Genomic DNA, 24,284 nt, shown 5'->3' on the forward strand with positions numbered 1-24,284 from the left:
GTTGTAAATAAGATATATGGCAACCAGTATTTTATCTTATAATATTAAACCATTCTTTATAAGATGTTTCACTGTGCGCTCCCTCAATTCTATTTTTTTCTTTCCCGTTTCTATACTCAACGATTGTAGGGACTGCTTCTATCCTAAAATTATCCCATTCCTCTATAGGGTATTCCCCTAAATTTATTACTTTCATTGGGATATTTTTATCTTTTGCCATTGGTACAATAATTGGGCTAACTTGCTCACAGTATAGGCAACCTTCCTTATAAAAATATATAACATGCTTTTCATTATTAATTAGGTCTGCCTTTAGTTGTTTAATTGAAATCGAATTTTGATAATAATTCCCGTCCTGTATCTTACTAACTTCAAGTTCCTGATTTTTATTCCCTTTTTGCACAAAAAATATACCAGACAGAATTGAAATGATTACAAGACTAAACAGTATCATTTTTTTCATCGTTACACCACTTTTGCTAAATATATTGATTCCTTTTGAAAAATGAAGAGCCACCCATAAGTGAATTTCTAGGAAGCTCCTCATTTATTAATCATATATCATACATTCACTCACTTGTTCTATTTTTGAATATATAAAATAAAACATTTAAAACACCCAAAATAAATATAGTAAATATCATATATAAGCTTGTTCCATCTATCTCAACTTGGTATTCATCTACTATAAATCCAGACATTACATATAAGAGACCCGCTATCAATATACAAATCCCAGAAATACTAAATACATATAGAGTATTGATTTTTTTACAATTTATCAAAATTAAATACGAAAGAGCTATTAAGATACCAATCAGCACCTTAAATACGGGTCTTAATTCTGTGAAAATTTGAATATCCAAGTATATTCCTCCTAAAATAATATAGATTTAACTTGGATTGCAGGCTGCTAAAAGCGTCTGTGGATAACTTACATTTGGCCTACTTGGTTCAATATTCCAAGGGTTTTTCTTACTACCAATGGTATCATGATGACAATCATACTGTTTCTTTAATCCTGATTCATTCTTCCATTTACTATTTCCAGAATGAACAGCTTTTAACTTAACCCAACTATCATGCCTTCTAGAAAGAACTTCTGCATTGTTTTTTCCAGATGTTAAATATGGTTTATGCGTAATGCTTAGTGATATCATACCATCGCGCGTTATCCACTTAGCACCTGAGAAATAATCTTTGTAATATTTTACACTTGCTTTCATAGCCACTGTAACTGGTTCCTTTGCTTCACTAGCTTCCACATGTAACTGCAACACATTCCCTTTAGAAACTTCTGCATGGATTGTAGCACCTAGTTCAGATTTTATTTGTGGCGTATATAATAAAGCAATTGATTCATTTTCTTTATTATAAACGTTACCAGCCCCATTGAAGTTGCCATATTCATCTTTAATAAGTTGAATATACTCTCCATCTTGGAAGTCAAATGGAATTTCAATAGTAGCGTTCGTATCTTCAGGCGCTAAAGTAATTGTTTGCTCAATACTATTACCCTTCTTTTCGATCTTATAATCTAGTGTATCACCTTTAGAATAAGTATTTACTGATTTTTGTTGCAAACTAGGCTTTCCTACTCCAAATACATTTCCTTCCTCAGCTACTAATTGGTTTTCTCCAACCCATTTATCAATAGATTCTATATCGATAAATTTCTGATTTGTATTTTGTACTCCTGCATTTACTTCATTATTAAATGTTGCAAATGAAGTAGCCAATACAACACCTGTTGTAAAAACTTTTAAACTTTTCATACAATCACCTTCTCTTTTCTTTCTTGATTACATTTGTATATTATAATTAATGAATTTTAATTACAAGTCTAGTTATTTGTGCGTTTTTTCGATATAATTTTATTGTAAACATTTAGAAATTTAATGAGGTTTATAATTAGTTATATTTAAATAAGTGGTAAAACGAATATAGAGCGGAAGGCACCATAGGGTGTCTTTATTTGCATAAAAACCCTCATCATCCTATGGGAATGACGAGGTCTTTAATATATATCCAATCTCTTCAATAATTTGTATTTTGAAATTCAAGAAAGATATTGATGTGCTTTTACGTAAGTAAATAGTTTTCTCTTGAGCCTATTATTGGTGTATAGAATAGTATTTGAAAGGAAGAATTTAATATTTCCATTAGGTGAACAGCCCGTTTATTCTTAAGAATTTAGTTGGAATAGTTGCTCATGTACAAAAGCTAGTTATTAGTGGTGAAATAAAGAATATAGGAGAAAAATTCATTAATCATCTTGAGAGAATAAGAAGAGGGCGTTCAAAAAGAACGCCCTCTTCTTATTTTATAAAACGAAAAACTAACGAGTGTAGAAAGACAAGAGAACAGCAGTGCCACACTAGAAAACGCAATGAGATACATATTATATTTCATAACCTGTCCAATTAGCTGATTACTGTCGTATTGAAACAGTCCTGCTATTATGTTGAATAAAAATAACACGATAAACATGACGACAACACCGTCTATTGATCCTTTAATGTCTGGTTTACTTAAAGCGATATGTGCGGAAATGCAAATGGCGATAAATAAAAATAACCAAAAGGAAGGATTCAATAAATTGCCGATTGTAAATAAGCTTTTCAATAATACAAACGTCGACAAGAGCATGTTTTGAACCATTTCTACATTAATAGAAGTAGTAGCGATTGTTTTTTCGAGAGTTGTATGAAATAAAAAATATGATTCTGGTACGAAATAGCGCATTAAAAGGATTAATGCAGTAATACCAGAAATAATAGGCCCAATGCCGATAAAGAAATTCCCAATTCGTTGATACACACTTTTTTGATTGTATTGATGTTGTATATAACCTAAGGCCCCTTGACTTGTATCTGTTGGGAAGAACTGAGTCGCCACAATTTTATGACGGAACAGTACGCACATAATGGCATGTCCAAGTTCGTGAATCGGAACACCGATCCAAGCCGTTAATAGGAATCCTTTTCTTCCAAAAGCTCTCGACCAATACATGCGCGTAAGAGATTCTAAATAGCCTAATAGAAATCCAATTACAATGATAACGCCAATTAAGGAAAATAATTGGATTACGCTTGTAAGGAGTATTTGAAAAATTGAGTTTACCAATTCCATTGCCAGTCATCCAATCTGTTAGAAACATTATTTATCCGACTTTAATGGGCAGTAAGACCCCCACCTCAAAATTCAGCGAAAGCAAAGAAGTTAGATAGGGGATCAATTGCCCATAAAAGTCCGATTGGTTCAACTAATAATCAGTGGGGGATGAAGAAAACCCCCACTGATTAAAGTTTCACTTTATTCTGTTTCATAATAGCATTTTTTTTCAAGATTGCTAGCACATATATTTTCTTTCGGAAGGAGGATTTCAGAATCTTTTTCTTGTAGTCATGTTTTATGTACAAAGTCATATATTGAATTTGTAACACCCTATATGGTATCTGCTTAAGGGGGGAATGCGAGAATGAAATGTCTGGCGTGTCATACAGAAAATAGAGCAGAGGCAAAGTTTTGCGGGAATTGTGGACATTCGTTAACGGAGGGGGCAGTAGCGAGTAGTTCACAGGAAGAAGGTGAGCAACAAGTACGCATAGCACAAGCGAAGGAAACTCGTCCGAATGAAACGGTAGAGAAAGCGAAGCGATTTGTGGGTGGGTATTTTCAGTTTTTTAAACATGCTTTCAAAGCACCGACAGCGATTATGAAAAGCGGCAAGGTTGAAGTGCGAAATGGAATTGTAAGTCTTGTTCTTATTTGTTTTTTAGGAGCATGTATTTTTTATAGAATGATGAGCACAGCAGCTGCTGTTACGAGAACATTTGCACTAGATATAACGACTCCTAATTTCTTTTGGGACTCTGTAACGGTCTTTTTATTTTTACTAATTTTAACTTTATTTGTCGGATTTATTATTTTTGTAAGTGGAAAGATGATGAAATCTTCATTTTCATTTCTTGAAGTATTCGGTGTGTGGGGAACGATAGCGACACCAGCTATTGCTATATTAGTTCTTTCTTTTCTGTTTAGCTTTTTATTAATCTTTTTCTTACCAATCTTATTAGGGCTGGCTACAACGTATATGTCAATTAGTATAATTGTCGCTATAGTAAAGCTAGATAACGGCGGATTAGACCTTATTTATACACTTCTTATCGCAAATGTTTTAATTGGAATTGCAACATTCATTGTACTGTGGTCTTACATTAGCACGATAATTCAAACCTTTACACAGGGATTCACTGGCTTCTAACGAAAAGGTGGATGAATGTATGTACAAAGTGTGGCACTCATTTTGAAGATGGTGTTCAATTTTGTCAAAACCTCAGTATATATATAATGGCTTCATCTTTCCTGATATTGATATCCGAAAATTAACGAGTGGGGACTTAACATACTTATCGAAAGAACAATTGAAAATAGAGAGAAACGAAATATACGCAAGGCATGGACATATTTTTCAAAGCAGTCTTGGTATAGAGAAAACAAGTATTATACAGGAAAGCTAACGGATATTGAATCTTATAATGTTGAACGCATTAAATCAAGAGAATAAACACGATAAAAAGGTACAGTGCACAGCTGTACCTTTTTATCGTTATTTATCTGAACCAGGATCTCTTGAGAAAAAGATGTGAAAGAGAAATGTGACTTTACTGGATCCTCCTGATGTACTAGCTTGTATATGTGATAAAGGACCAGACGTTAGGGCTGCCTCGGAATGGGGTGGTACGACTATTTTGAGCGCATGATCTGATTCTGGTGAAGCAATAACAGTAATTGTATCATCAGAGAAGTTTATAATTTTAACAGAACCGACTGGAAAGATGGACTTGCCAGCATGTGATGCTGAAGCGAATTGGGTAGCTTTCCAAATATCTTGCGCAAATGTATCATCGTTAGATAACCAAGCACGAGCGCTATATATTGTTGCATTAATGGAAAATTCTTGGTCAAGTGAGACGGCGGGTTTCGGTTCTTTTGGTTCTTGCGGTTCATCTGGAAGCTGGGCGAGAAGGCCGGCGCACATGTATGTTTCACCTACTTTCAATTGTTACTGTTATAGCATATTAAACATGTTGTTTATAAGGCACGACGGTTACCTATTTAGGCATAGGTTTGTGCACTAAATTTGAAGATGAAATTCTCTTTCTTTACAATAGAAGTAGGTGTTATTTCTATAAAATATGGAAAACGTAAAGAGTATGTAAAAAAGAAGGAGTGGTAAAGTGAACTATGTCATTATTGGCGGAGATGCAGCTGGTATGAGTGCAGCGATGCAAATTGTTAGAAACGATGAAAATGCAAATGTTGTGACGTTAGAAAAAGGTGAAATTTATTCGTACGCGCAGTGTGGGTTACCGTATGTCATTAGTGGTGCTATCGCTTCAACGGAAAAGTTAATCGCGCGTAATGTAAAGATGTTTCGTGATAAATACGGAATTGATGCGAAAGTACGACATGAAGTAACGAAAGTAGATACGGAAAAGAAAATGGTATACGCAGAGCATACGAAGACGAAAGATATCTTTGAATTTTCGTATGACCGTTTATTAATTGCGACCGGAGTACGTCCTGTTATGCCAGAATGGGAAGGGCGAGATTTACAAGGCGTTCATCTTTTAAAAACAATTCCGGATGCTGAGCGCATATTAAAAACGCTAGAAACGAATAAAGTTGAAGATGTAACTATTATTGGCGGCGGTGCAATTGGGCTTGAGATGGCAGAAACATTCGTTGAACTTGGTAAAAAAGTAAGAATGATTGAGCGAAATGATCATATTGGTACCATTTATGATGCGGATATGGCGGAGTATATACATAAAGAAGCAGATAAACATCATATTGAAATTTTAACGAATGAAAATGTAAAAGCGTTTAAAGGGAATGAACGAGTAGAAGCAGTTGAAACGGATAAAGGTACGTATAAAGCGGATCTTGTTCTAGTATCTGTCGGAGTGAAGCCGAATACTGATTTTCTTGAAGGAACGAATATACGTACAAATCATAAAGGGGCAATCGAGGTAAATGCATATATGCAAACGAATGTGCAAGACGTATATGCAGCTGGTGATTGTGCGACACATTATCACGTTATAAAAGAAATTCATGATCATATTCCAATTGGAACAACTGCAAATAAACAAGGGCGACTTGCTGGACTGAATATGCTGGATAAACGAAGAGCTTTTAAAGGAACGTTGGGTACAGGCATTATTAAATTTATGAATTTGACGCTCGCAAGAACAGGCTTAAATGAAAAGGAAGCAAAAGGATTACATATCCCGTATAAAACAGTCAAAGTAGATTCCACAAATATGGCGGGCTATTATCCAAATGCGAAACCACTTTACTTGAAATTACTATACCGTTCTGACACGAAACAATTATTAGGTGGACAAGTAATTGGAGAAGAAGGTGTAGATAAACGGATTGATGTGATCGCAATGGCACTCTTCAATAAAATGAGCATTCACGATTTAGAAGATGTGGACTTAAGTTATGCACCACCATATAACAGCGTTTGGGATCCAATTCAGCAAGCGGCAAGACGAGCGGAATAGCACTTTTTAAGTGCTATTTTTTTCGTTAAAGGGTAATCATCATTTTTATCGAATGAAGAGGGTTGGGAAATAGTTACATATAGGGAAGGGGGATCATTAAAAATGTTTATAACACTTCAAGCAGTTCAAGAATCAGAAAAAGAGATATTACGTAATTTGTACGCACTATATCTACATGACCTCTCTAAGTTCACACCTAATATAACGATTGGAGCAAATGGATTTTTTGAATACGAAGATTTACATATGTTCTGGGAAAATGATGGAATCACTCCGTATTTTATTAAAAGTGATAATGAGATTGTAGGATTTTTATTACTACTGGAACGTCCGTTTTTGAAGAAGGAAAACGATTTTGGTATAAATGACATTTTCATATTGAATCAGTACAAAGGAAAAGGAATCGGTAAACAAGTTATTGAGAGTTTGCTAAAAGAGAAACGAGGACAATATTTCGTTATCGAACTTGTGAAAAATGTACCAGCCGTTTCTTTTTGGAAGAAAGTATATAGGGAACTAAACATCGAATTTGATGAGAAAATACAGTTAATCGATGAGGAAGAATGCCTCGTGCAAACGTTTAAAATACAATGAGATTGGTGCTCCTAGTATATTACTTTGAAATTTAACTTTATTTTGAATATACCGTTCACCCTTGAAAACATAGTACGTATCGCTTATATTGTCATATAGTATTTAGTTTTTAAACAAAGCAATGAACGAACCAGGGGGCACAGTATGGCAATTAACATGAAAACAATCGAAGAATGGATTGCTGAATCAAACGCAAGACAGGAAGAAGACTTTGGACACGTTATTGAAGAGATGAAAGAAGTATGCGTCGGACTTGATAATGCGACATTAATTTATACGAAAAATGTATTTTGTTTCGGTAAGAAAGTAGAAGTATTGTTCTTCTTCCAAGACCATGTCGTGATTGGACAAGAAAAAGAAGAGTATATTGAGATTGAAAAATTAAAGTATGATGCTATTACACATAGTAACTTAAAAACAAACGATAAAAATACAACGCTAGAATTAAAGTTTGCTAACGGACAATCTATCCATTTAGATAGTTTAAATGATAACTACGGTACGAAAAACTGGTTATTTGCGAGACAAATAAAGAGCATTTTCAAATTAATCTAGTAAAAAAAGCAGACCTCAAAGGGTCTGTTTTTTTACTTGGTCCCTATTACACAAAGGCATCCTCTTTCTTCATAACATTTCACGCTTGTAAATCCTGTTTTATAAAATAGGTTTACTAATTCTTCATTCGTTTTGCATTTCTCCATATGATATTGAATTTTGAAAGTTTCAGCCACTAATAAAAAGGATCCTTTCGGTTGCAAGACGCGAAATACTTCTTTTATATCTTGTTCCACATCAGGCCAGAAGTAGTGTGTTTGAAAAGCGGTAATGAGATCGAAGAAGTTTGTATGATAGGGAATAGAAGAAACGCTTGCTTGTTGAACAATGACTTTTTGTTTTTGAACATCTTTTATATTCGTCTGTATCGAATTTTTTACAGCTTGATAGGAGTAATCAATCCCGTATATTTTTCCAAGTGGAGTTCGTTTTGAAAGAGTGTGTATCGTTTTACCGCCGCCACAACCGATATCTAATATAATTGCCTCTTTCTTTATATATACTTTTTGTAATGCCCAATTAGTTAGTCTCGTATGTGCACTGTTCATAATACAAAGCATGGAAGAACCAATTGTCCCCCGAGGATTTTTTGCTTGCTGGATTAATCGTTGTAAAATGCTCAAGTTAAACTCTCCTTTTATGTAAGAATATATACTCACTTCTCTTTTTATTAAGTAAGTCCTTTAAAAAAAGCACGCCGATGAGTGGCGTGCTTTTAATTACGCAAATCCCCTTTTAACCAATTCCGCGCCCGATAAGCTCCAACAGGAATTTGAATAAGTGACGTTTCATTCCCAGCATCTATTCCGTACAACTGATCACATGAATTTGTATCAAAACTAAGTAAAGGATGCCCGCCCATCCCCATCGCAGTCGCTGCAAAAACGAGTTTGTGAACGAGTATACCTGTTTCCATTTGATGAATACGGTACCCTCTATAGCCTAATGCATTTGTATAATAATCTTTCTTTCCGACTACATGTAAGCAAAGCGGTACTTGAAAAAGGTTTATGTTATCCATCGTCATACTAGATTGAAGAGGATAACGAAGATCTCCATATCGAAGTGGTTGTATGGAATGTGTTTTACTGTTATAAGTGTAAGCCCCGTTTTCTATATCTTTTACATTATAGAAACATCCATATAATGAGACGCGCGCTTTTTCATTTACATACTGACCATCAAGGTCGTTGTAATAAGGGAAGGAGAGACTCGCTTCTTGTAGTAAAGTAGCGAGCTCGGCTGCATCCCATTTTGTTAAAATAAAGTCAGCATCAGGGGAATACCGTTTTCGGCAAAGTTGTAAGAAATCATAAGATAAACGCTCTACTTTCGGCAGTTGTACAGCGTGCGCATGATGTTGATAGTGCTCTTCATGAGCTAGTGTTTGGAACTGTGCTGTCGATTCGACCATAGAAGCCTCATTTATTTTTGTTATCATCGGATACTCATTTACATGCTTTGAGCGAACGAAATGTTCATGTGCTAAAGGCGGAATTTGTTGTAATAGCTCATGGGAAGTAATTGTTTTATTTTCACGGTAATCATTGTGAAACCAATCAGTTTGTGGTTCTGTACTGAAAGGAACGACAGCATACACGCTTTCTTCTCCTTCTGACAGTCCGAGTAAATGATTGATTGCACGGTCTAGAAACTGAAAATATACACCATTTGTGTAACAAAATTGTTTGGCACATTCCAGTAATTGGCCGATGAGAACACCGCTATCTAACCCTTGAAGCCGATACGAAAAGTTATTGTATTTAAAGTAGTTTTTCCAAAACATAGTGGATACGAATGCAGCACCAAAACAAGAATGTAAGTTACAACGATTGCCGAGTGCTTCTGTAAGGTAAGAATCAAAATTTCCTTCGCGAAGTAAGATAAGTCGGTGATGCGCGGCATCGTAATGGTAAATGCCGTCTGGATAATCGTCTATTTTTAAATATATATACAATTCATTTGGATATAAAGCGCCGCCGGAAGGGATAGATCTTCTAAATAAAATTTTCTCGCTATTTAGCTGACATAACTGGGTTAAACCAAATGAACACCAAAGGTAATGACCAATCTCTTTCAAAGTAGGTGTAGTAGAAGAGTTAGGTAAAGATAATGGGATTTCTAAAGAGAGAGGGATAATAGGTAAGTTTCGATATAATTTATAAGGAAGCGGTGCATCTTCCCAGTCTATTTCATGATTTGGCATAATTTCATCGATAGAGAAATGGAGATGATGTAAAAAAGTATCTAGTTGCATGAAATCCCCTCCTTTACTATGGAAACGGGTGCGGATGTGGATTTAATTGTTCAGTCGTTAAAGGTTCGTCTGTATATCCAAGTGTCATTGGTACGGTATACACTCGATCTAGCCCTGTAAGTCGAGTGAGATGGTGGCCGAACGTCATCGGTAGCATGCCTGGAATAATGACTTTTACACAATGTAATCCGTTTTTTTCTATAAGAGGCACTGTTTGATCTACAACGATTACTTCAAGTCCAAATTGCCCTAGACGGTCTAAAAGTTGATGAAGATCGGATGTTAAATCAAGATCAAATGATTGTAATCCGTTCATTTCTTGGAACGTTTGCATCGGAGCGTCGTCACGTAAAAGAAAGTGAAGGCGTTCTTCTGCTTCTTTCAATCCGTACAGCATACTATGGTCTTCCATTTTATTTACGAGATAAGCGTCTTGTAAGCAGTTTTCGTAGTACTCTCTTTTTTCCTCAAGTTCATCGTCCGTTATAAGTAACATGCCTGCTATTTCATGGATGGCACTCTTTAAAGCGCGGACTGGGTCCAAATGAGAGCCTCCAGCGCAAACAACGTTCATTCCATTTTCACGCGTATTTTTCGCAATTACCCATAAGCTTGGGATGCCGTGTTCCATCGTTGCATTAAAAGCATGTAATTCATAACCGGTAATCGTGTATAGCCGCTGGATCATTAATTGTAATTCCGTATCATTTGCTGAACTAAGATCAAGGCGGGGAAGAGGTAATTCAGCATACCAAGTGAGCAAAAAGGCGTCACGTTCTACAATTTCTAAAATGCCGTGAAAAATTGCTTCTTCTAAACTACCACCAATTGCACAGCCATTTGACGTTTCATATACGTAAGCATCTCGATGACCGAGGCTATAATAAGCGATTGATTCCGGAACTAAAATTGGCCGGTTTTGTGACAATGAATATCCCCATACCCAGTTTTGTTCATAGTCAGGATCAAACGGTTTAAATGGAAAACCATCACGATTATAATGTTCATTTGTATGTACACCGAGCGTAAGGGGATTTAGTGCATGATCCTCTAAATCATGGAAACTACCATGCACATTTGTCTTTTTCCCTCGAGGTGACATACCACAATATCGTTCTAAACCTTCTAAAATAGCAGTTGCTTCACTTATCGCAAATGAAAGAGTTCGGCCTGCAACCCCTTCATTTCCAAACATTAATGGCATGTTTATAATAACGTCAGCAAATGGTAATAAAGAATGCTGCATTTTTCCGTTCAACATACCGACTCGGTAATCTAAATAGTCCTTCGTTAAAAATGTGTTTAGTTCATGAATGGAACGACAGCGATATGTTGCATCACTTGTTTTTAAGCTTGGTTGTAACGAAATCGTTGCCGCATCAGCTGTATCATCAGGCAAATTACTACATACAGGACAGAGGGGGTCTGGAAGAAAAGAATGCCGCGTACATTGCATTGTTTGTAAGTTTAGTAAAATGAGTTCATTTTCTAAAGAAGAATAGTTATGAGTTAATATTTTTTCTGTTTCTGCGCAAATAAGATGGCACATTTGCAGAATGCCATTTTGGGTGGCACGTACATCACGCCTCGTTACGTTTTCTTCTTTTACCGCATATTTTCGTTGTAGCTCCCACATTTCTTTTTGATCAAATCCAGCGATAAAGCGTCGTCCATCGGCACAATGAGTACATCCCGCTGCAAGAGGATGAATATAAGGACCGATAATACCTTCACCAAATGAAGTAAAACCACGTAGCCACGGAATATGATTTGACCGGAAAGTTAGCTCAGCGTCATGATGAATCGTAGAAGGAGAGCCGTCGTGTAATACGAGAGCGAGGTCGATATTTTCAGGGAGTTCATCTGCAATTGTATGTTGGCGAATGATGGAATATTGTTTGCATAATTGATCATGTACATAGTCTGCAAGAATGCCATCTCCTATAAGCAATATATTTTGAGTCATAGACCGTCCTCCTTTGCAATTAATACCCCGTACACACCATCTAAGTTTTCTTTCAAAAATGATTCAATCGCTAAATCAAACACGAATGGATAAAAATGATGTTCTTCTAAATGTTGCAGGGCAAGCTGTAATGATTGCGCATCTGGAATTTCTTTTTCCGCTTGTATTTCCACTCTAAAAGAATCCGTGTCATATAAAATAATAGATGATTCAGGCAAAATATTAGTTCTGTAAGGCGTATCTTCATTTTGAATATGAAGAAGTGATAGTTGTAGTGCGTTTCGTAAGGCTAACGTCATATTAATATTAGATGCGCCATACCATCGATCATTTATACCGACCCAAACGACTGGAAAGCTGAGAATATCTTCACCCATTGCGATTTTAGGTGTTTCAAGAATTGTAGCGAGGGCATCATAATAAAATCTACAATGTTTATCATGAATTTCGGTTAAGTCGACCGTCGTAATTTCTTCTAGCATATGTGATTGTCGTTCATACAGTTTGTGGTTTAAATGTTGTTGTAGTGCCCGGTATACACCCTCTGTCATCGTTTCTCCAGCGCCAATACCGATATCGTTATGTTCAGGAATAAGGCGGTGCATAATTTCCGCTACATATGTTTCAATTCCTACTAAACCAGCTTCTCGGCGCGCTTCGTTATGAGTTAAACCACTGCAAGTTATAAGAGGCAGGAGGGAAGCTGGGCCATCTGATAGAGGTGTAGCCACTTGAATATTGCATTGTGATAATGGTAATTGATATAAATCTTGTTCATCCCATACATGGAATATACCAGTTTCTTTAGAAGTTAATGAATCGAAAAAACGGAATAAATCAGTTGAGGTATGTTGGTTAGACCGATGCTCAAGTTTTTCAGAAAGGTTTTCTATCGTATCAATTGTAAAACTTTCATCAGTGGCGAGAGGATGTTTTATAAAAGGATGCCATGCTCCTTCGAGTGTTTCATAATTTAATAAAAAGAATTGTGGATTCTTTTCTCGATGTGAATCATCAGCAACGTGTTTAAATAATTCAAAAACGATTATATTTGCTAGCATTGCAGATGTAATTGGTGAAAATGAAGCTGATGAATGTTCATTTTGTAAAGTTGTTTCATGTAGCCGATGCCATGCGGATTCCCAGCATTCTTCACGATTAGCCATTACGACAGGACCAGCTATACCAAGTGCTGATAAACAAACGGCTGGTATGAAGTTCTTTCCTACTTCCTTGCAAATCGTGTGAGCTGCTCTTAGGCCATCAATATCTCCATTTTGAGAAACGTACAAAATCCAGTCGAAGGGCTCGAACACTTCATGCAGGGGACGATCAATTGTTGTATCTATTTCTTGAACAAGTACAGCATCATCTACTTCATGCGCAAGTTCTACTAGCTCGTGAATACGGTCGTAATTCGTTTCTTCATAATCTGTCACAAGGTAATGAAAGGTAGGTAATCCGGATTCTAATAAAGAAGAAACTAAGGAAGTAAGCATATCTCCAGAGCCGATTATAAGTACATTTGCATTGCGGTACGTTTCGAATTTTAAAGCGCCTGAATGAGAATCTGCTTCTAGAAATTCAATTTGCGAAGCATATCTATCAAGTAATGCACTGTTTAATTCATGAGGTGCATCTTGACTTACATCACGGACAAACCCATTTTTATATAAAATCTCTCCAATTTCAAATACACGATTTTGATAGGGGAGAGGGAGACCATCCGTTATTTCTGCTAAAGAATAATTACCGTTAAACATTGGCATTAATTTTTCAATCCAGTTATAAATTCCGTCACCGTCCATACGAAATGAACTGGCGTTATTTCGAAAATAGACACCCCCGTTTGAGTCGGGGAGGAAGAAAGTATCTTTATTTGCTTTTAGTTTTGCATGTGCTGGAAGGTTACTCATTTTAATCCTCCTTACTTTTTAGGCATACATTATTACCTTATGTCATGCGATTTGTCCCGTATGAATGCAATAAAAAAAGCTGTAGAATGATATATTCTACAGCCTGTAATAGATTATGAATCCATCAACCTTCTAATAATAATGATTTTGGATCTTCAAGCATATCTTTAACAGCAACAAGGAAGCTAACTGCTTCTTTGCCATCAACAATACGGTGATCGTAAGATAAAGCGATGTACATCATTGGGCGGTTTTCCATACGTTCGTTATCGATTGCAACTGGACGTACTTGGATTTTATGCATTCCTAAAATACCAACTTGTGGGCTGTTTAGGATCGGTGTTGACATTAGAGAACCGAACACACCACCGTTTGTAATTGTAAATGTACCACCTTGTAGTTCTTTTAGTGAAAGTTTGTTATCACGTGCTTTTTTACCTAATTCACGAATTTCGCTTTCGATTTCAGCGAAGTTTAATTGGTTCGCATCGCGTACAACTGGAACAACTAATCCATCTGGAGCTGCTACTGCAATACCGATATCATAGAATTTTTTAATGATAAGCTCGTCGCCTTGAATTTCAGCATTTAATAATGGGAATTGTTTTAATGCTGCAACAACTGCTTTTGTGAAGAATGACATGAAACCAAGACGTACATCATGTTTTTTCTCGAAAGCATCTTTACGCTCTTTACGTAATTCCATGATTGCAGTCATATCAACTTCGTTAAATGTTGTTAACATTGCAGATGTTTGTTGAACTTCTACAAGACGTTTTGCAATTGTTTGACGGCGGCGGGACATTTTCACGCGCTCAACTGGTTTTTCGAATTCAGTTTTTGCAACTGGAGCAGGAGCTGGACTTTTTGGAGCAGCTGGTGCTTCTTTCGGTGCTGCAGCATGAGCTTGTACATCGTGTGGTCTCACACGGCCAAGTGGATCTGTGCTACGTACGTCGTTTAAGTCGATTCCTAATTCACGAGCCATTTTTCTAGCAGCTGGTGATGCGATAGGACGGTTTGTATTTGGTAAACCTTGTAAAGTTGCAGTTTGTTCAGCACTTGGTGCCGCAGCTTTTGGTGCTTCAGCTGTTTCTTGTTTCGGTTGCTCAGCCGGTGCAGGCGTACTTACTGCAACTGGTGCTCCGTTTGCATCTAAAATTGCGATAGTTGCGCCAACTTCAACTGTATCCCCAGGTTCGCCTAGTAACTTCGATACAATACCTGAATCTTCTGCAATGATTTCTACATTGACTTTATCAGTTTCAAGCTCAACAACGCTGCCACCTTTCTCAACTTTGTCGCCTACGTTGATAAGCCATTGTGAGATAGTTCCTTCAGTAATAGATTCTGCAAGCTCAGGTACTTTAATTTCGATCATTTTAAATGTCCTCCCCTTATTTGCCTAACGGTGTGTTTTTTCTTCTTTTGTCTTCGGTAATCTCCATTTGTTAGCCTGACCTTGGGCAGAATATCTGCCCAAGGAACAAGCTAGAAATCTTCATTGTTACTTTTTAGTTGCTGAAAACTTCAATTTCTAGTTTATCTTGACGGAAGTTATACTTCACGTCTAAAGCGTGTGAAACAATTAGTTCTTGCTCAGCTTTGTGAGCGAATGGATCGCCGCCAGATGGGCTAGAGCGATCTGGGCGTCCAATATAACCTGTTTTCACTTTATCTCCAGCTAGTTCGAACAGAATTGGAGCCATGTAATGCCATGCGCCCATATTACGAGGCTCTTCTTGAACCCAAATAATTTCTTCTAAGTTTTTAAAGCGTTTAATAATAGATTGAACTTTCTCAGCAGGGAATGGGTACAACTGTTCAATACGAACGATATGAATTTCATCTAAGTTGTACTCATGCTTACCAGACTCGATTTCTGCTGCTAAGTCAATCGCCATTTTACCTGTACTTAAAACAAGACGTTTTACTTTGTTTGGTTTCATGCCAAGGTTTTCTTGTTCTAAAGCAGGTTGGAAACGTCCTTCGCTTAACTGACTAGCAGTTGAAAGCGTAAGTGGGTGACGTAATAAACTTTTCGGCGTCATCAATACTAATGGTCGAACAGCTTCTGTTCCTAAGATAGATGCTTGACGACGCAGGATATGGAAGTATTGTGCTGCACTCGTTAAGTTTGCAACTGTCCAGTTGTTCTCAGCAGCTAACTGTAAGAATCGCTCTGGACGTGCACTAGAGTGCTCTGGCCCTTGACCTTCATAACCGTGTGGTAATAGAAGAACTAAACCAGATTTTTGACCCCATTTTGCTCTTCCAGCTGAAACATATTGATCAAATAATGCTTGCGCAGTATTTGAGAAGTCACCATATTGCGCTTCCCACATAACAAGCGTTTCCGGAGCGAATACGTTATAACCATACTCGTAACCAACAACAGCAGCTTCTGATAACGGACTGTTATGAACAGAGAATGAAGCGTTGATGTTTGGTAAGCGATGTAATGGTGAATATGTTTCATTTGTATCCGTATCGTGTAATACGATGTGACGATGTGCGAATGTACCACGCTGTGAATCTTGACCAGTTAAACGAATTGGTGTACCTTCTTGTAAAATAGAAGCGAATGCTAATGACTCAGCAAGTGCCCATTCAATTTTACCGTTCTCTTCAAGAGCGTCTTTACGGCGCTCAAGAATTTTCTTCACTTTCGGATATACGTTAAAGCCTTCTGGCCAAGAGAGTAGACCTTCATTAATTGCACGAAGTGAATCAAGCTCAACACCAGTATCAATTGACTGAATGCCCTTTGCAACAACATCTGGCACTTTAACGTGAATTGTTGCATCGCTCGTATCAGCTGGCGGTACTTGTGCATAGTCAGATTTTAATTGCTCTTGCGTAAACTGTGTAATTGTTTCAATTTCATCTGCATTTAGAACACCAGCAGCTTGTAATTGATCTGCATAAATTGCTCTTACAGTTGGGTGATTTTTAATCTTTTTGTACACTTGTGGTTGTGTAACTGCTGGATCATCCATTTCGTTATGACCGTAGCGGCGGTAACCAATTAAATCGATTAAGAAATCTTTTTTGAACAACATGCGATATTGAATCGCAAGATTAGCAGCAGCAAGACAAGCTTCCGGATCATCAGCATTGACGTGAACAATCGGAATATCGAAACCTTTTGCAAGGTCACTTGAATATTTCGTAGAACGAGAATCATAGCTATCAGTCGTAAAACCAACTGCATTGTTTGCGATAACATGAATTGTTCCGCCTGTTTGATATGCATTCAATCTGCTTAAGTTGAGTGTCTCAGATACAATACCTTGACCAGGGAATGCAGCATCACCGTGAACTAAAATTACGAATGATTTTGAAGTATCTTGTTCTGGAAGACCAGATTTTTTACGATTTTCTTGAGCCGCACGTGCGAAACCTTCTACAACAGGATTCACGAACTCAAGGTGACTTGGGTTATTTGCTAATGTAACGCGAGTACTAACTTCTTCGTTACTAACGACTTGTTCTCTACCTAAATGGTATTTTACGTCGCCAGTCCAACCAGAGTTTGCTACTGCGCCTTCTATTTTTGCATGTTTGAACTCAGCAAACATGTGACTATATGGTTTTTCTAATACGTGTGCAAGTACGCTTAGGCGACCGCGGTGAGCCATACCAATCATGACATCTTCTACGCCATTTTTAGCACCTTCTAGCACAATTTCATCTAGAACGGGTACAAGCATATCAACGCCCTCGATAGAGAAACGCTTTTGCCCAACGAATGTTTTATGCAAGAATTGCTCGAAACCTTCAACAGCTGTTAAACGTTTTAAAAGAGCAGTTCGTTTTTGATTTGATAGTGGTTGACGCAATGAATTTGATTCCACCATTTGATGCAACCACGCGCGTTCTTCACTATCTTGTATATGAGAAAATTCATAAGCTAAAGTTTGTGTATACACTTCTTTTAATCTATGAATTACATCAAGTGCAGTGTGAATACCTTCTGGTGCATCTTGCCATACTGTTTTTGCTGGAATCGCTTTCAAATCAGCGTCGCTCAGTTCGTTCATTGCTTTCTCAAGAAGAGATTGTCCATTTGCAGCATCTTCCATCGGATTGATGTGAGCCAACGTATGCCCGAAAGAACGAATCTGTTCAACAAGCTGAACGACTTTAAGAATTTTTTCAATGTTCCCTGTGTTTTGAGGAGAAAAATGTGTTGCTGTGTTGTCCCCTGTTACGACATCATCTTGAAACGAAGGAGCTCCAAAAATTTCAAAAAGCTCTTGTAATTCCGGATCAACAGAACCTGCTCCAGTTACGTAAAGATCATACTGTTCAATAACATAACCAAGGTTCGGACCGTGGAACTTGGCCCAAGGGTTTGTCGTTGTATTCTTCCTCGTCATTTGTTTAAACCTCCCAATGCATATAATCCTTTTTCCATACAAAAAGGTGCATTTTGCTCTTTTCAATAATTGATGAACCAATAATCAATGTAAATGTTTTTCTTTACTCTTATGTTATTACAATAATTTACATAATACCAAACACTATTACTTATCTGTTTTGTAAAAAAACATTCACAATAACTTATCACCCAAGTTAATCTTTCATGTTATAAAGTAATTTTACAGAAAAATAGGGTGGATATATTTGGTATACCTATACAAATAACTAAAATTGTAGCATGTAAATATAAGTATAATAGTTAGAATGTTTCGATAAAAATAAGTTCGAATTATGTATATTGAAATAATAAGCGCTTTCATTGATATTATACAACAATATAACGGAATATAGTATAAAAAATAAAAAATTATGAATTTATCGTAAACTTTATTTAGATAGTGTTAAATATTGAAAGGAAAGTGAAGGATTTCTACAAAAAAAGTTGCTAAACATAAAAAATGCTTTATAAACAGTTAGTTTCTATAAATATGACGAAAAACACCGTAAAACCAATAACACATTTCGCCGAATAAAGGGATAAATGAAATATTTTAAAAGGATAAAACAAATATGGAGATATTAAATTTTAAAAAAAGAGAGGAGGAGATATAGTAACTGTTAGTTACAGTGTTCCGTATTTTGTTTCAAAATAGACGTGCTGAAATTAAAAAGTTTCTTCTATATAAATAGAACGAAAAATAAACAAAACAGATGTAAAGTAAACTTGACGTAAAGTTTCCTTTACGTATATACTCGTTATAAGGAAGGAGGGAGAAATTTCCTTGGAAAATAAAATGGTCGAATACCGAAAAAAATTTGGACTATCTCAAGAAAAATTGGCTGAGAAACTTGGCGTTTCCAGACAAACCATCATTTCAATTGAAAAGGGAAAATACGATCCGTCACTTCCGTTAGCATTTGAAATCGCGAAAACATTTCAGACAACGATAGAACATGTATTTATTTATGAAGGAAAAGAAGGGGAGGAATAAAGATGAACTATTCACAAAAGTACTTCGTTATCATGGGAATTATTTTTCTATTCATGAGTGGATTTATGATATTAACAGGTATAATGACGCATTCCGTACCGCCAGAAGCAACTTATCCATTACTTGGTATGATGATTATGTGTTTTTGCCTAAGTTACCTGCACCCACAATTTAAAGAAAAAGACGAACGAATGAAACTCATTCGTTATAAAGGAATGTTCGTGACCTTTTTTGCATTAACAGCATATTATCTTCTTTTCTCTATCGGCTTAAACTTAAAAATACTTACACTATCTGCTACTGAATTATTGAACATACTAATGGCACTTACGATGAGTACTGTTTTCATCTCATTTGTTGTTTTATCGAAAAGATATTAAGATGGAAAAGAGAAAGGAAGATTAACATATGCAAATGATGTATGCTTTTGGCATTGGACTTGTATTATTTTTAGCTGTATTCTTATTTATTCGGAAAGACGTGCAAGGCGGGACGTTAACGAAAAGAGGCTTTTATAAAATGATCGGCTGTTTAGTTGTTATGTTTATAGCGATTATCGTAATGATCGTTTTAATAAATCGGTCACTATAGAATGTAAAAATGTAACCTTACTTGAGTAAGGTTTTTCTTTATAGTTTAAAATCCGAAAATTCCCATTAAATCCATTTACCACATATAATGGATATTATATAATTTAATAAAATGATGGATAGGGAGAATAGTATATGAATAAAAAAACTATCTTCTTTTTATTAACATGTCTACTACTTGTAGCTAGTACTACTTATATAATATGTAACAAACGAGAACAAGTGCCACCTATGTTAGTATGGGAAGGGCAAGAATATTATGTTACGAATGAACCTGCCAAAGCAGAAGAAGTCGGGCAAAGGCTAGGAGAAGTAACAAAGAAAATTGAAACAAGTGAAAAACCTATTAAAAATAGTGAATCCAACATAGTACAGGAAAAAACAGAAGTATTCACAATGATAGAAGAAGAAAAAGGTCCCCACCCACCTTTAATCATAAAGGAGCCTGATGGTGAAGAATATAGAATTGTGAGGCCAATGTTAAAAGTATTATAAAGTGAAAAGGAGATTCCTATGCAGACAGTAACTTCATATCCATGGTCGTTAAGAAAAATGTTTGTTTTTTTCCTTTGCTTTATCTTTCCACCAATCGGTGCAACCTACATTGTAATGAATAGAGGGGCGCTACAAAAGAGAGATTTCATTTTATATGTATTATTTGCTGCTATTAATATATCACTTTGGTTGTCGCTTATGATCTTTGATCGGAGTATGTGGATGGTAGTAGGGCATTATGTGCTTGGGACAATTGTGATTGTTTTTTCGAATATAAATAAGAGATAACCCAGCAATCTTAAAGTTGCTGGGTTTTATTTTGCTATTTATAATGAAGAAACAAATTTTTAATAGAGAGTAGTGGGCGTTATGAGATGGAAAGAGGGAACGTTTGAAAAAATAGAAACAAATGACTCAGCTATTGAGAAAATTTTAAACACGTTTAAGGAACAAAACTTAAATGGTGGCGCAATAATAAGCTGTTTTAAAGTACATAACGAAAATCTTTTCAAAGAAATACCACATTTGAAAGATGGATACGATCACTTCTTTAGAAGAATCTTCAACTCTTTAGATATAATGCATAACTTAGAAGAGTTAAAAATACATACGTCAGAAAAATATAAGTTTCAATTTCAATATAGAAGCGCAGTAATGCTTGATGGGAGTATTGCATTTCAAATCATAAGAGGAGGAGCATATAAGTGCTTTCCGGATAGAATGGTAATGGCGAAGCAATTAGCGAGCGATGTATGTCAATACATGTTCCAAGATCGTTATGAGGATATTATAGTGTTCGAAAGTCATGCTCCTTGGACAGATTGGTTTTATGATGTTGCGTGGGATGTTACTTGGATGGTGTTAGATAGTAAGGAGTGTAAAATGTGGCTCATTTGTGCTACGGATACGGATTGATAGAAGAGGGGCCTTGTAGGAAAGCTGCAAGGCCCTTAATATTTTGGGAATGAATAGAAAATAAATCATATAAATGCTATACCAAAAAATGTTTGTAATGTCAGTTTCATACTATTGTATAATGCTGACTTACTAGAAAAGATAAGAGGAGAATGAGCGTGCAAAAGATAAAGAAACTATTACTGTTAATTATGATAGTAGGATTAACAGTAGGTGTTTTAGCAGGGTGTGCAAATCCGAAAGATACGACAGAAGAATTTTTAACAGCTATACAAAAAGGTGATGTAGAAAAAGCTCGTACCTTTGTTGAAAGTGACAAAGAGTTTAATAAACTAAATGAAAAAACAGATGATGCGGAAGCGAAAGCAATGCTGAGCGCCATTACGAAAAACTTTAAATTTGAAAAGCTAGAAGAAGTATCGAAAAAGGATGACAAAGCAGAAGTGCAAGTGGAAATTACATCTGCTGATCTATCCGTTGCTTTAACAAAAGCAGTGGGAGAAGTTATGCCAATGACCTTTGCTAGCGCATTTAGCGAAGACAAAGAACAATCTGAAAAAGCAATCGAAAAAACAATGACATCAACTATCGTCAAAAACTTAGCGGATAAAGATGCAGCAATGGCAACTCGCAAAGTTACATTGAACTTAAAGAAAAACAAAGATGGTGACTATAAAATCGTTGCAGATGATAACTTGAAAGAAGTATTATTTGCAAATGTGAAGTCTTTGGAGAAGATGTTTGGCGGGAAGTGATTGATTTAGATAAAAAAGAGAAGCCATATCACGTAGAAAGTTGATATGGTTTCTCTTTTTTTATGACCCCGGAGAGGCTCGAACTCACGACCTCCACCCTGTCAAGGTGGCGCTCTCCCTGCTGAGCTACGGGATCTTCAAAAATGCTTATGTAACAGCATCTTTAATCATTATGTTAAAACAATTATATATAATTAACTGAAATTTTACAATATTTTTATAGTAATCTTTTGAACAGGAAGAATTTGGAGTCAATTTAGTAGTGTATTAAGGAATATATAGGTAGGGAATGTAATGAAAAGTGGGTTAAAATAGAGCGGTTATATTATTTTTTTTGATACCAATCTAAAGGACCTTCATCACTCAAATCAACAAGAAAAGGGAATAAGAAGTGTAAAGGTAAGCTTAAAAGTTCTGGCATAGCGTTTATTGTTTTCTTTGATAGGTATTGCCTTCCGAAACAATACGGACAATCTTTTTCAAATGTCACGAGTATCGACCATACATCTTTTACTTTCCATTTCGTTTTACAATACGTACAGTGCGCCATTTAGTTCCTCCTCATTTTAAGGTGTTTTCTAATATATTCTACTTTATTGTACGAAAGTCATTTGAATTTGATGTGGTAAAATGCAAGTTGTTTTGTTTTTTGTAAAAAGACAATAAAGTGATTATATTTCAACACGTAAAACAAGCCTAACCCCGTTCTACATTTAGGGAGGGGGTAGGCTTGTTTTAATTCCGATCAAAGTCTCTTTGTATCAGGCTGTTTACACATTGCCCAAATAACTTCGCGTTAAGTTTGGGAGAACAATTTTTCCATTCTTACTGTATTTTTCGAATAACTCTGATAGGAGAAGAACAAAGTTTTTATACTCTTCGTCATTTTCTTTCGGAGCATAGGACGCTGATAAATTCCTTCCTAAAAAACCTTCATAGTCAAAAAGTAAATCATTTTGATATTCTTTAAACTCATACTTTCCATCTTTAAAAAAGCTGTTAAACATTTCTGGAGTTTCATCTATTCCACCGCTAAAGCCTTTAAAGGTTGGACAGGTTTTCTGGCAAATTTCTGCGTTCTCTTGAATAAGTGGACTAGTTACATCTCTACTATTCCAAACAAGTGCAACATGTGCTTTTTGTTTCAAAATTCGTTGGCATTCGATTTTGAAAGCTTCTTTATCAAACCAATGAAATGCTTGAGCAACAGTCACTAAATCTACACTATTTTCTTTTAAAGTGGTATTTTCAGCAGTTGCTTTTATAGATTGAAAACGAGGATATTGGTTTAACGATTGTTCTGCCATTTTTCTCATGTCATCATTTGGCTCCACTCCAATAACATGTAAACCACTTTCAAGCAGCTGGTGGCTAAATATCCCTGTACCTGAACCAATATCGGCCACAATTTGATTCTCATTTAGTTCGTTAGCCGAAAGCAAATAATCAATATATTCATTAGGATAACTAGGGCGATATTTCGCATATATATCGGCCTTGTCAGTAAAATTTTCTGTTGTTTTCACCGTACTACCTTCTTTCCAAAGATATTATGTATAGAAATAGGAACCAAATAGTAATTTTCGCATCGGTCTCTAAGTCTACAACGAAAGAGTCCAGCTACATAGAGCTACCTTAGTTCTCTTGTTCAAATTATACTATTTTGCATGATATCTTCCAAAAGACCATGATTTCTTATTCATCTAAAGGGTTTAATTATTGAATAATATGACCATTTGTATATGGAACGAGAGGTATGTAGGATAAGCGATTTCCATTTTTAATATCTAAATTGGCCAATATATCCTTTTTACAATTTACTTAAAATCATGTATAACAGAGATACAAGATTATTTTATAAATATTCAAAAGCAAAGGGAGAATTATCGTAATGGTAAGGAAAACGTTCAAGATGCGCGTATCTAAAAATAGAACGATTTCAATTAATGGCTCAATTCTTGATGTGGATGTTACACATGATGAGTTTTTGCAAGAGTTTGTTGAGTGGGTCGATTCTAAAGGTTGGTCGTTTATGGGGATGACAGATGAGATTACACCTGAGGAAGCTAGTCAAAATTTAATAGATTCATTAATTGATGAGAAGGATAAGAAAGAATAATTCTTTCTTATTTTTTATTGTATATTTATGTTCTTTATCGTAAAAGTATGATATAGTAAAAAACAGTGAATATTCTTCCAATTTAATACAAATTACATATAGATTGGTAGATTCAGTTTTTAAGCTG

The 24,284-nt window shown here is 35.9% G+C and carries 25 protein-coding genes, 1 tRNA gene and 1 pseudogene; 13 read left to right on the forward strand and 14 right to left on the reverse strand.

What is annotated here, in order from left to right; genetic code table 11:
• Positions 1-31: 31 nt before the first annotated feature.
• From EGX95_RS05115 to EGX95_RS05130, 4 genes are all read right to left on the reverse strand, one after another.
• Positions 32-463 (reverse strand): thioredoxin family protein, encoded by a 432-nt coding sequence (locus EGX95_RS05115; protein ID WP_000738240.1) that lies wholly within the window; start codon positions 461-463, stop codon positions 32-34.
• A gap of 106 nt (positions 464-569) precedes the next feature.
• On the reverse strand, positions 570-866 hold the full coding sequence (locus tag EGX95_RS05120; RefSeq protein ID WP_000354355.1) for a hypothetical protein: 297 nt from the start codon (positions 864-866) through the stop codon (positions 570-572).
• A 27-nt stretch (positions 867-893) separates the two neighbouring features.
• Positions 894-1,775: a DUF2599 domain-containing protein gene (locus EGX95_RS05125; protein WP_000838660.1), complete on the reverse strand. Its 882-nt coding sequence runs from the start codon at positions 1,773-1,775 to the stop codon at positions 894-896.
• Positions 1,776-2,298: 523 nt separating this feature from the next.
• Positions 2,299-3,132, reverse strand: coding sequence for a hypothetical protein (locus tag EGX95_RS05130; RefSeq protein ID WP_000424506.1), 834 nt, complete (start codon positions 3,130-3,132; stop codon positions 2,299-2,301).
• Between the two features lie 349 nt (positions 3,133-3,481).
• Here EGX95_RS05130 and EGX95_RS05135 point away from each other — a divergent pair, with 349 nt between their 5' ends.
• Both EGX95_RS05135 and EGX95_RS05140 read left to right on the forward strand, forming a co-directional pair.
• Complete coding sequence (locus tag EGX95_RS05135; RefSeq protein ID WP_000649879.1) at positions 3,482-4,267, forward strand: zinc ribbon domain-containing protein; 786 nt, start codon at positions 3,482-3,484, stop codon at positions 4,265-4,267.
• A gap of 76 nt (positions 4,268-4,343) precedes the next feature.
• A pseudogene (locus EGX95_RS05140) lies at positions 4,344-4,570 on the forward strand (YARHG domain-containing protein); the annotation flags it as partial.
• A gap of 42 nt (positions 4,571-4,612) precedes the next feature.
• Here EGX95_RS05140 and EGX95_RS05145 read toward each other — a convergent pair.
• Positions 4,613-5,044 carry a hypothetical protein gene (locus EGX95_RS05145; protein ID WP_000332405.1) on the reverse strand — a complete coding sequence of 144 codons (432 nt, stop codon included), beginning with the start codon at positions 5,042-5,044 and terminating at the stop codon, positions 4,613-4,615.
• A 199-nt stretch (positions 5,045-5,243) separates the two neighbouring features.
• On the opposite strand from EGX95_RS05145, the gene EGX95_RS05150 reads away from it, so the two are divergent.
• From EGX95_RS05150 to EGX95_RS05160, 3 genes are all read left to right on the forward strand, one after another.
• Complete coding sequence (locus EGX95_RS05150) at positions 5,244-6,578, forward strand: FAD-dependent oxidoreductase (RefSeq protein WP_001110200.1); 1,335 nt, start codon at positions 5,244-5,246, stop codon at positions 6,576-6,578.
• Positions 6,579-6,680: 102 nt separating this feature from the next.
• The gene (locus tag EGX95_RS05155) at positions 6,681-7,172 is read left to right on the forward strand and encodes a GNAT family N-acetyltransferase (protein ID WP_000470981.1); all 492 of its coding nucleotides are present in this window, start codon (positions 6,681-6,683) and stop codon (positions 7,170-7,172) included.
• Between the two features lie 144 nt (positions 7,173-7,316).
• Positions 7,317-7,727 carry a DUF3908 family protein gene (locus tag EGX95_RS05160; protein ID WP_000996791.1) on the forward strand — a complete coding sequence of 137 codons (411 nt, stop codon included), beginning with the start codon at positions 7,317-7,319 and terminating at the stop codon, positions 7,725-7,727.
• A gap of 32 nt (positions 7,728-7,759) precedes the next feature.
• On the opposite strand, the gene EGX95_RS05165 is transcribed toward EGX95_RS05160, so the two are convergent.
• The 6 genes from EGX95_RS05165 to odhA form a co-directional block, all read right to left on the reverse strand.
• Positions 7,760-8,350 (reverse strand): class I SAM-dependent methyltransferase, encoded by a 591-nt coding sequence (locus tag EGX95_RS05165; RefSeq protein ID WP_000025740.1) that lies wholly within the window; start codon positions 8,348-8,350, stop codon positions 7,760-7,762.
• 92 nt (positions 8,351-8,442) lie between these two features.
• A complete protein-coding gene (locus EGX95_RS05170) occupies positions 8,443-9,984 on the reverse strand; it encodes a SagB family peptide dehydrogenase (protein WP_001175521.1) in 1,542 nt (513 codons plus the stop codon).
• Between the two features lie 16 nt (positions 9,985-10,000).
• Positions 10,001-11,950 (reverse strand): TOMM precursor leader peptide-binding protein, encoded by a 1,950-nt coding sequence (locus EGX95_RS05175; protein ID WP_000192959.1) that lies wholly within the window; start codon positions 11,948-11,950, stop codon positions 10,001-10,003.
• Positions 11,947-13,866 (reverse strand): putative thiazole-containing bacteriocin maturation protein, encoded by a 1,920-nt coding sequence (locus EGX95_RS05180; protein ID WP_000067616.1) that lies wholly within the window; start codon positions 13,864-13,866, stop codon positions 11,947-11,949. The genes EGX95_RS05175 and EGX95_RS05180 overlap by 4 nt, the downstream gene beginning before the upstream one ends.
• A gap of 124 nt (positions 13,867-13,990) precedes the next feature.
• On the reverse strand, positions 13,991-15,247 hold the full coding sequence (gene odhB / locus EGX95_RS05185; RefSeq protein ID WP_000569909.1) for a 2-oxoglutarate dehydrogenase complex dihydrolipoyllysine-residue succinyltransferase: 1,257 nt from the start codon (positions 15,245-15,247) through the stop codon (positions 13,991-13,993).
• Between the two features lie 133 nt (positions 15,248-15,380).
• Entirely contained in the window at positions 15,381-18,248 is a 2,868-nt protein-coding gene (odhA, locus tag EGX95_RS05190; RefSeq protein WP_000197153.1) for a 2-oxoglutarate dehydrogenase E1 component, read from the reverse strand.
• Positions 18,249-19,073: 825 nt separating this feature from the next.
• On the opposite strand from odhA, the gene EGX95_RS05195 reads away from it, so the two are divergent.
• The 7 genes from EGX95_RS05195 to EGX95_RS05225 all read left to right on the forward strand — a co-directional run bounded on the left by EGX95_RS05195 (position 19,074) and on the right by EGX95_RS05225 (position 22,038).
• Entirely contained in the window at positions 19,074-19,283 is a 210-nt protein-coding gene (locus tag EGX95_RS05195) for a helix-turn-helix transcriptional regulator (RefSeq protein ID WP_000428510.1), read from the forward strand.
• A 2-nt stretch (positions 19,284-19,285) separates the two neighbouring features.
• Positions 19,286-19,663 (forward strand): hypothetical protein, encoded by a 378-nt coding sequence (locus EGX95_RS05200; RefSeq protein ID WP_001109916.1) that lies wholly within the window; start codon positions 19,286-19,288, stop codon positions 19,661-19,663.
• A 28-nt stretch (positions 19,664-19,691) separates the two neighbouring features.
• Positions 19,692-19,874: a DUF3976 domain-containing protein gene (locus tag EGX95_RS05205; protein WP_001178301.1), complete on the forward strand. Its 183-nt coding sequence runs from the start codon at positions 19,692-19,694 to the stop codon at positions 19,872-19,874.
• Positions 19,875-20,008: 134 nt separating this feature from the next.
• Positions 20,009-20,368, forward strand: a complete 360-nt coding sequence (locus EGX95_RS05210) for a hypothetical protein (RefSeq protein WP_001036570.1) — start codon at positions 20,009-20,011, stop codon at positions 20,366-20,368.
• 18 nt (positions 20,369-20,386) lie between these two features.
• Positions 20,387-20,656 (forward strand): hypothetical protein, encoded by a 270-nt coding sequence (locus EGX95_RS05215; RefSeq protein WP_001195370.1) that lies wholly within the window; start codon positions 20,387-20,389, stop codon positions 20,654-20,656.
• An 81-nt stretch (positions 20,657-20,737) separates the two neighbouring features.
• Complete coding sequence (locus EGX95_RS05220; protein WP_001267340.1) at positions 20,738-21,283, forward strand: hypothetical protein; 546 nt, start codon at positions 20,738-20,740, stop codon at positions 21,281-21,283.
• Between the two features lie 158 nt (positions 21,284-21,441).
• Entirely contained in the window at positions 21,442-22,038 is a 597-nt protein-coding gene (locus EGX95_RS05225) for a hypothetical protein (RefSeq protein WP_001169478.1), read from the forward strand.
• Positions 22,039-22,101: 63 nt separating this feature from the next.
• Here the strand turns inward: EGX95_RS05225 and EGX95_RS05230 are convergent.
• From EGX95_RS05230 to EGX95_RS05240, 3 genes are all read right to left on the reverse strand, one after another.
• Positions 22,102-22,174: transfer RNA gene (locus tag EGX95_RS05230), tRNA-Val, on the reverse strand.
• Positions 22,175-22,363: 189 nt separating this feature from the next.
• Complete coding sequence (locus tag EGX95_RS05235; RefSeq protein WP_000929649.1) at positions 22,364-22,588, reverse strand: hypothetical protein; 225 nt, start codon at positions 22,586-22,588, stop codon at positions 22,364-22,366.
• Positions 22,589-22,808: 220 nt separating this feature from the next.
• Positions 22,809-23,564 (reverse strand): class I SAM-dependent methyltransferase, encoded by a 756-nt coding sequence (locus tag EGX95_RS05240; RefSeq protein ID WP_000858636.1) that lies wholly within the window; start codon positions 23,562-23,564, stop codon positions 22,809-22,811.
• A 365-nt stretch (positions 23,565-23,929) separates the two neighbouring features.
• Between EGX95_RS05240 and EGX95_RS05245 the strand changes: the two genes are divergently transcribed.
• A complete protein-coding gene (locus tag EGX95_RS05245; RefSeq protein ID WP_000251858.1) occupies positions 23,930-24,157 on the forward strand; it encodes a hypothetical protein in 228 nt (75 codons plus the stop codon).
• Positions 24,158-24,284 lie beyond the last annotated feature (127 nt).

Origin of the sequence: Bacillus sp. FDAARGOS_527 (assembly GCF_003812125.1) — a bacterium.
Lineage (GTDB): Bacteria > Bacillota > Bacilli > Bacillales > Bacillaceae_G > Bacillus_A > Bacillus_A paranthracis.

Excerpts from the sequence above, each read along its gene's own strand:
- EGX95_RS05115 (WP_000738240.1), bottom strand. The coding sequence starts at position 463 with ATGAAAAAAATGATACTGTTTAGTCTTGTAATCATTTCAATTCTGTCT.
- EGX95_RS05125 (WP_000838660.1), bottom strand. The coding sequence starts at position 1,775 with ATGAAAAGTTTAAAAGTTTTTACAACAGGTGTTGTATTGGCTACTTCA.
- EGX95_RS05130 (WP_000424506.1), bottom strand. The coding sequence starts at position 3,132 with ATGGAATTGGTAAACTCAATTTTTCAAATACTCCTTACAAGCGTAATC.
- EGX95_RS05135 (WP_000649879.1), top strand. The coding sequence starts at position 3,482 with ATGAAATGTCTGGCGTGTCATACAGAAAATAGAGCAGAGGCAAAGTTT.
- EGX95_RS05145 (WP_000332405.1), bottom strand. The coding sequence starts at position 5,044 with ATGTGCGCCGGCCTTCTCGCCCAGCTTCCAGATGAACCGCAAGAACCA.
- EGX95_RS05155 (WP_000470981.1), top strand. The coding sequence starts at position 6,681 with ATGTTTATAACACTTCAAGCAGTTCAAGAATCAGAAAAAGAGATATTA.
- EGX95_RS05160 (WP_000996791.1), top strand. The coding sequence starts at position 7,317 with ATGGCAATTAACATGAAAACAATCGAAGAATGGATTGCTGAATCAAAC.
- EGX95_RS05170 (WP_001175521.1), bottom strand. The coding sequence starts at position 9,984 with ATGCAACTAGATACTTTTTTACATCATCTCCATTTCTCTATCGATGAA.
- EGX95_RS05175 (WP_000192959.1), bottom strand. The coding sequence starts at position 11,950 with ATGACTCAAAATATATTGCTTATAGGAGATGGCATTCTTGCAGACTAT.
- EGX95_RS05180 (WP_000067616.1), bottom strand. The coding sequence starts at position 13,866 with ATGAGTAACCTTCCAGCACATGCAAAACTAAAAGCAAATAAAGATACT.
- odhB (WP_000569909.1), bottom strand. The coding sequence starts at position 15,247 with ATGATCGAAATTAAAGTACCTGAGCTTGCAGAATCTATTACTGAAGGA.
- odhA (WP_000197153.1), bottom strand. The coding sequence starts at position 18,248 with ATGACGAGGAAGAATACAACGACAAACCCTTGGGCCAAGTTCCACGGT.
- EGX95_RS05200 (WP_001109916.1), top strand. The coding sequence starts at position 19,286 with ATGAACTATTCACAAAAGTACTTCGTTATCATGGGAATTATTTTTCTA.
- EGX95_RS05205 (WP_001178301.1), top strand. The coding sequence starts at position 19,692 with ATGCAAATGATGTATGCTTTTGGCATTGGACTTGTATTATTTTTAGCT.
- EGX95_RS05210 (WP_001036570.1), top strand. The coding sequence starts at position 20,009 with ATGAATAAAAAAACTATCTTCTTTTTATTAACATGTCTACTACTTGTA.
- EGX95_RS05215 (WP_001195370.1), top strand. The coding sequence starts at position 20,387 with ATGCAGACAGTAACTTCATATCCATGGTCGTTAAGAAAAATGTTTGTT.
- EGX95_RS05220 (WP_001267340.1), top strand. The coding sequence starts at position 20,738 with ATGAGATGGAAAGAGGGAACGTTTGAAAAAATAGAAACAAATGACTCA.
- EGX95_RS05235 (WP_000929649.1), bottom strand. The coding sequence starts at position 22,588 with ATGGCGCACTGTACGTATTGTAAAACGAAATGGAAAGTAAAAGATGTA.
- EGX95_RS05245 (WP_000251858.1), top strand. The coding sequence starts at position 23,930 with ATGGTAAGGAAAACGTTCAAGATGCGCGTATCTAAAAATAGAACGATT.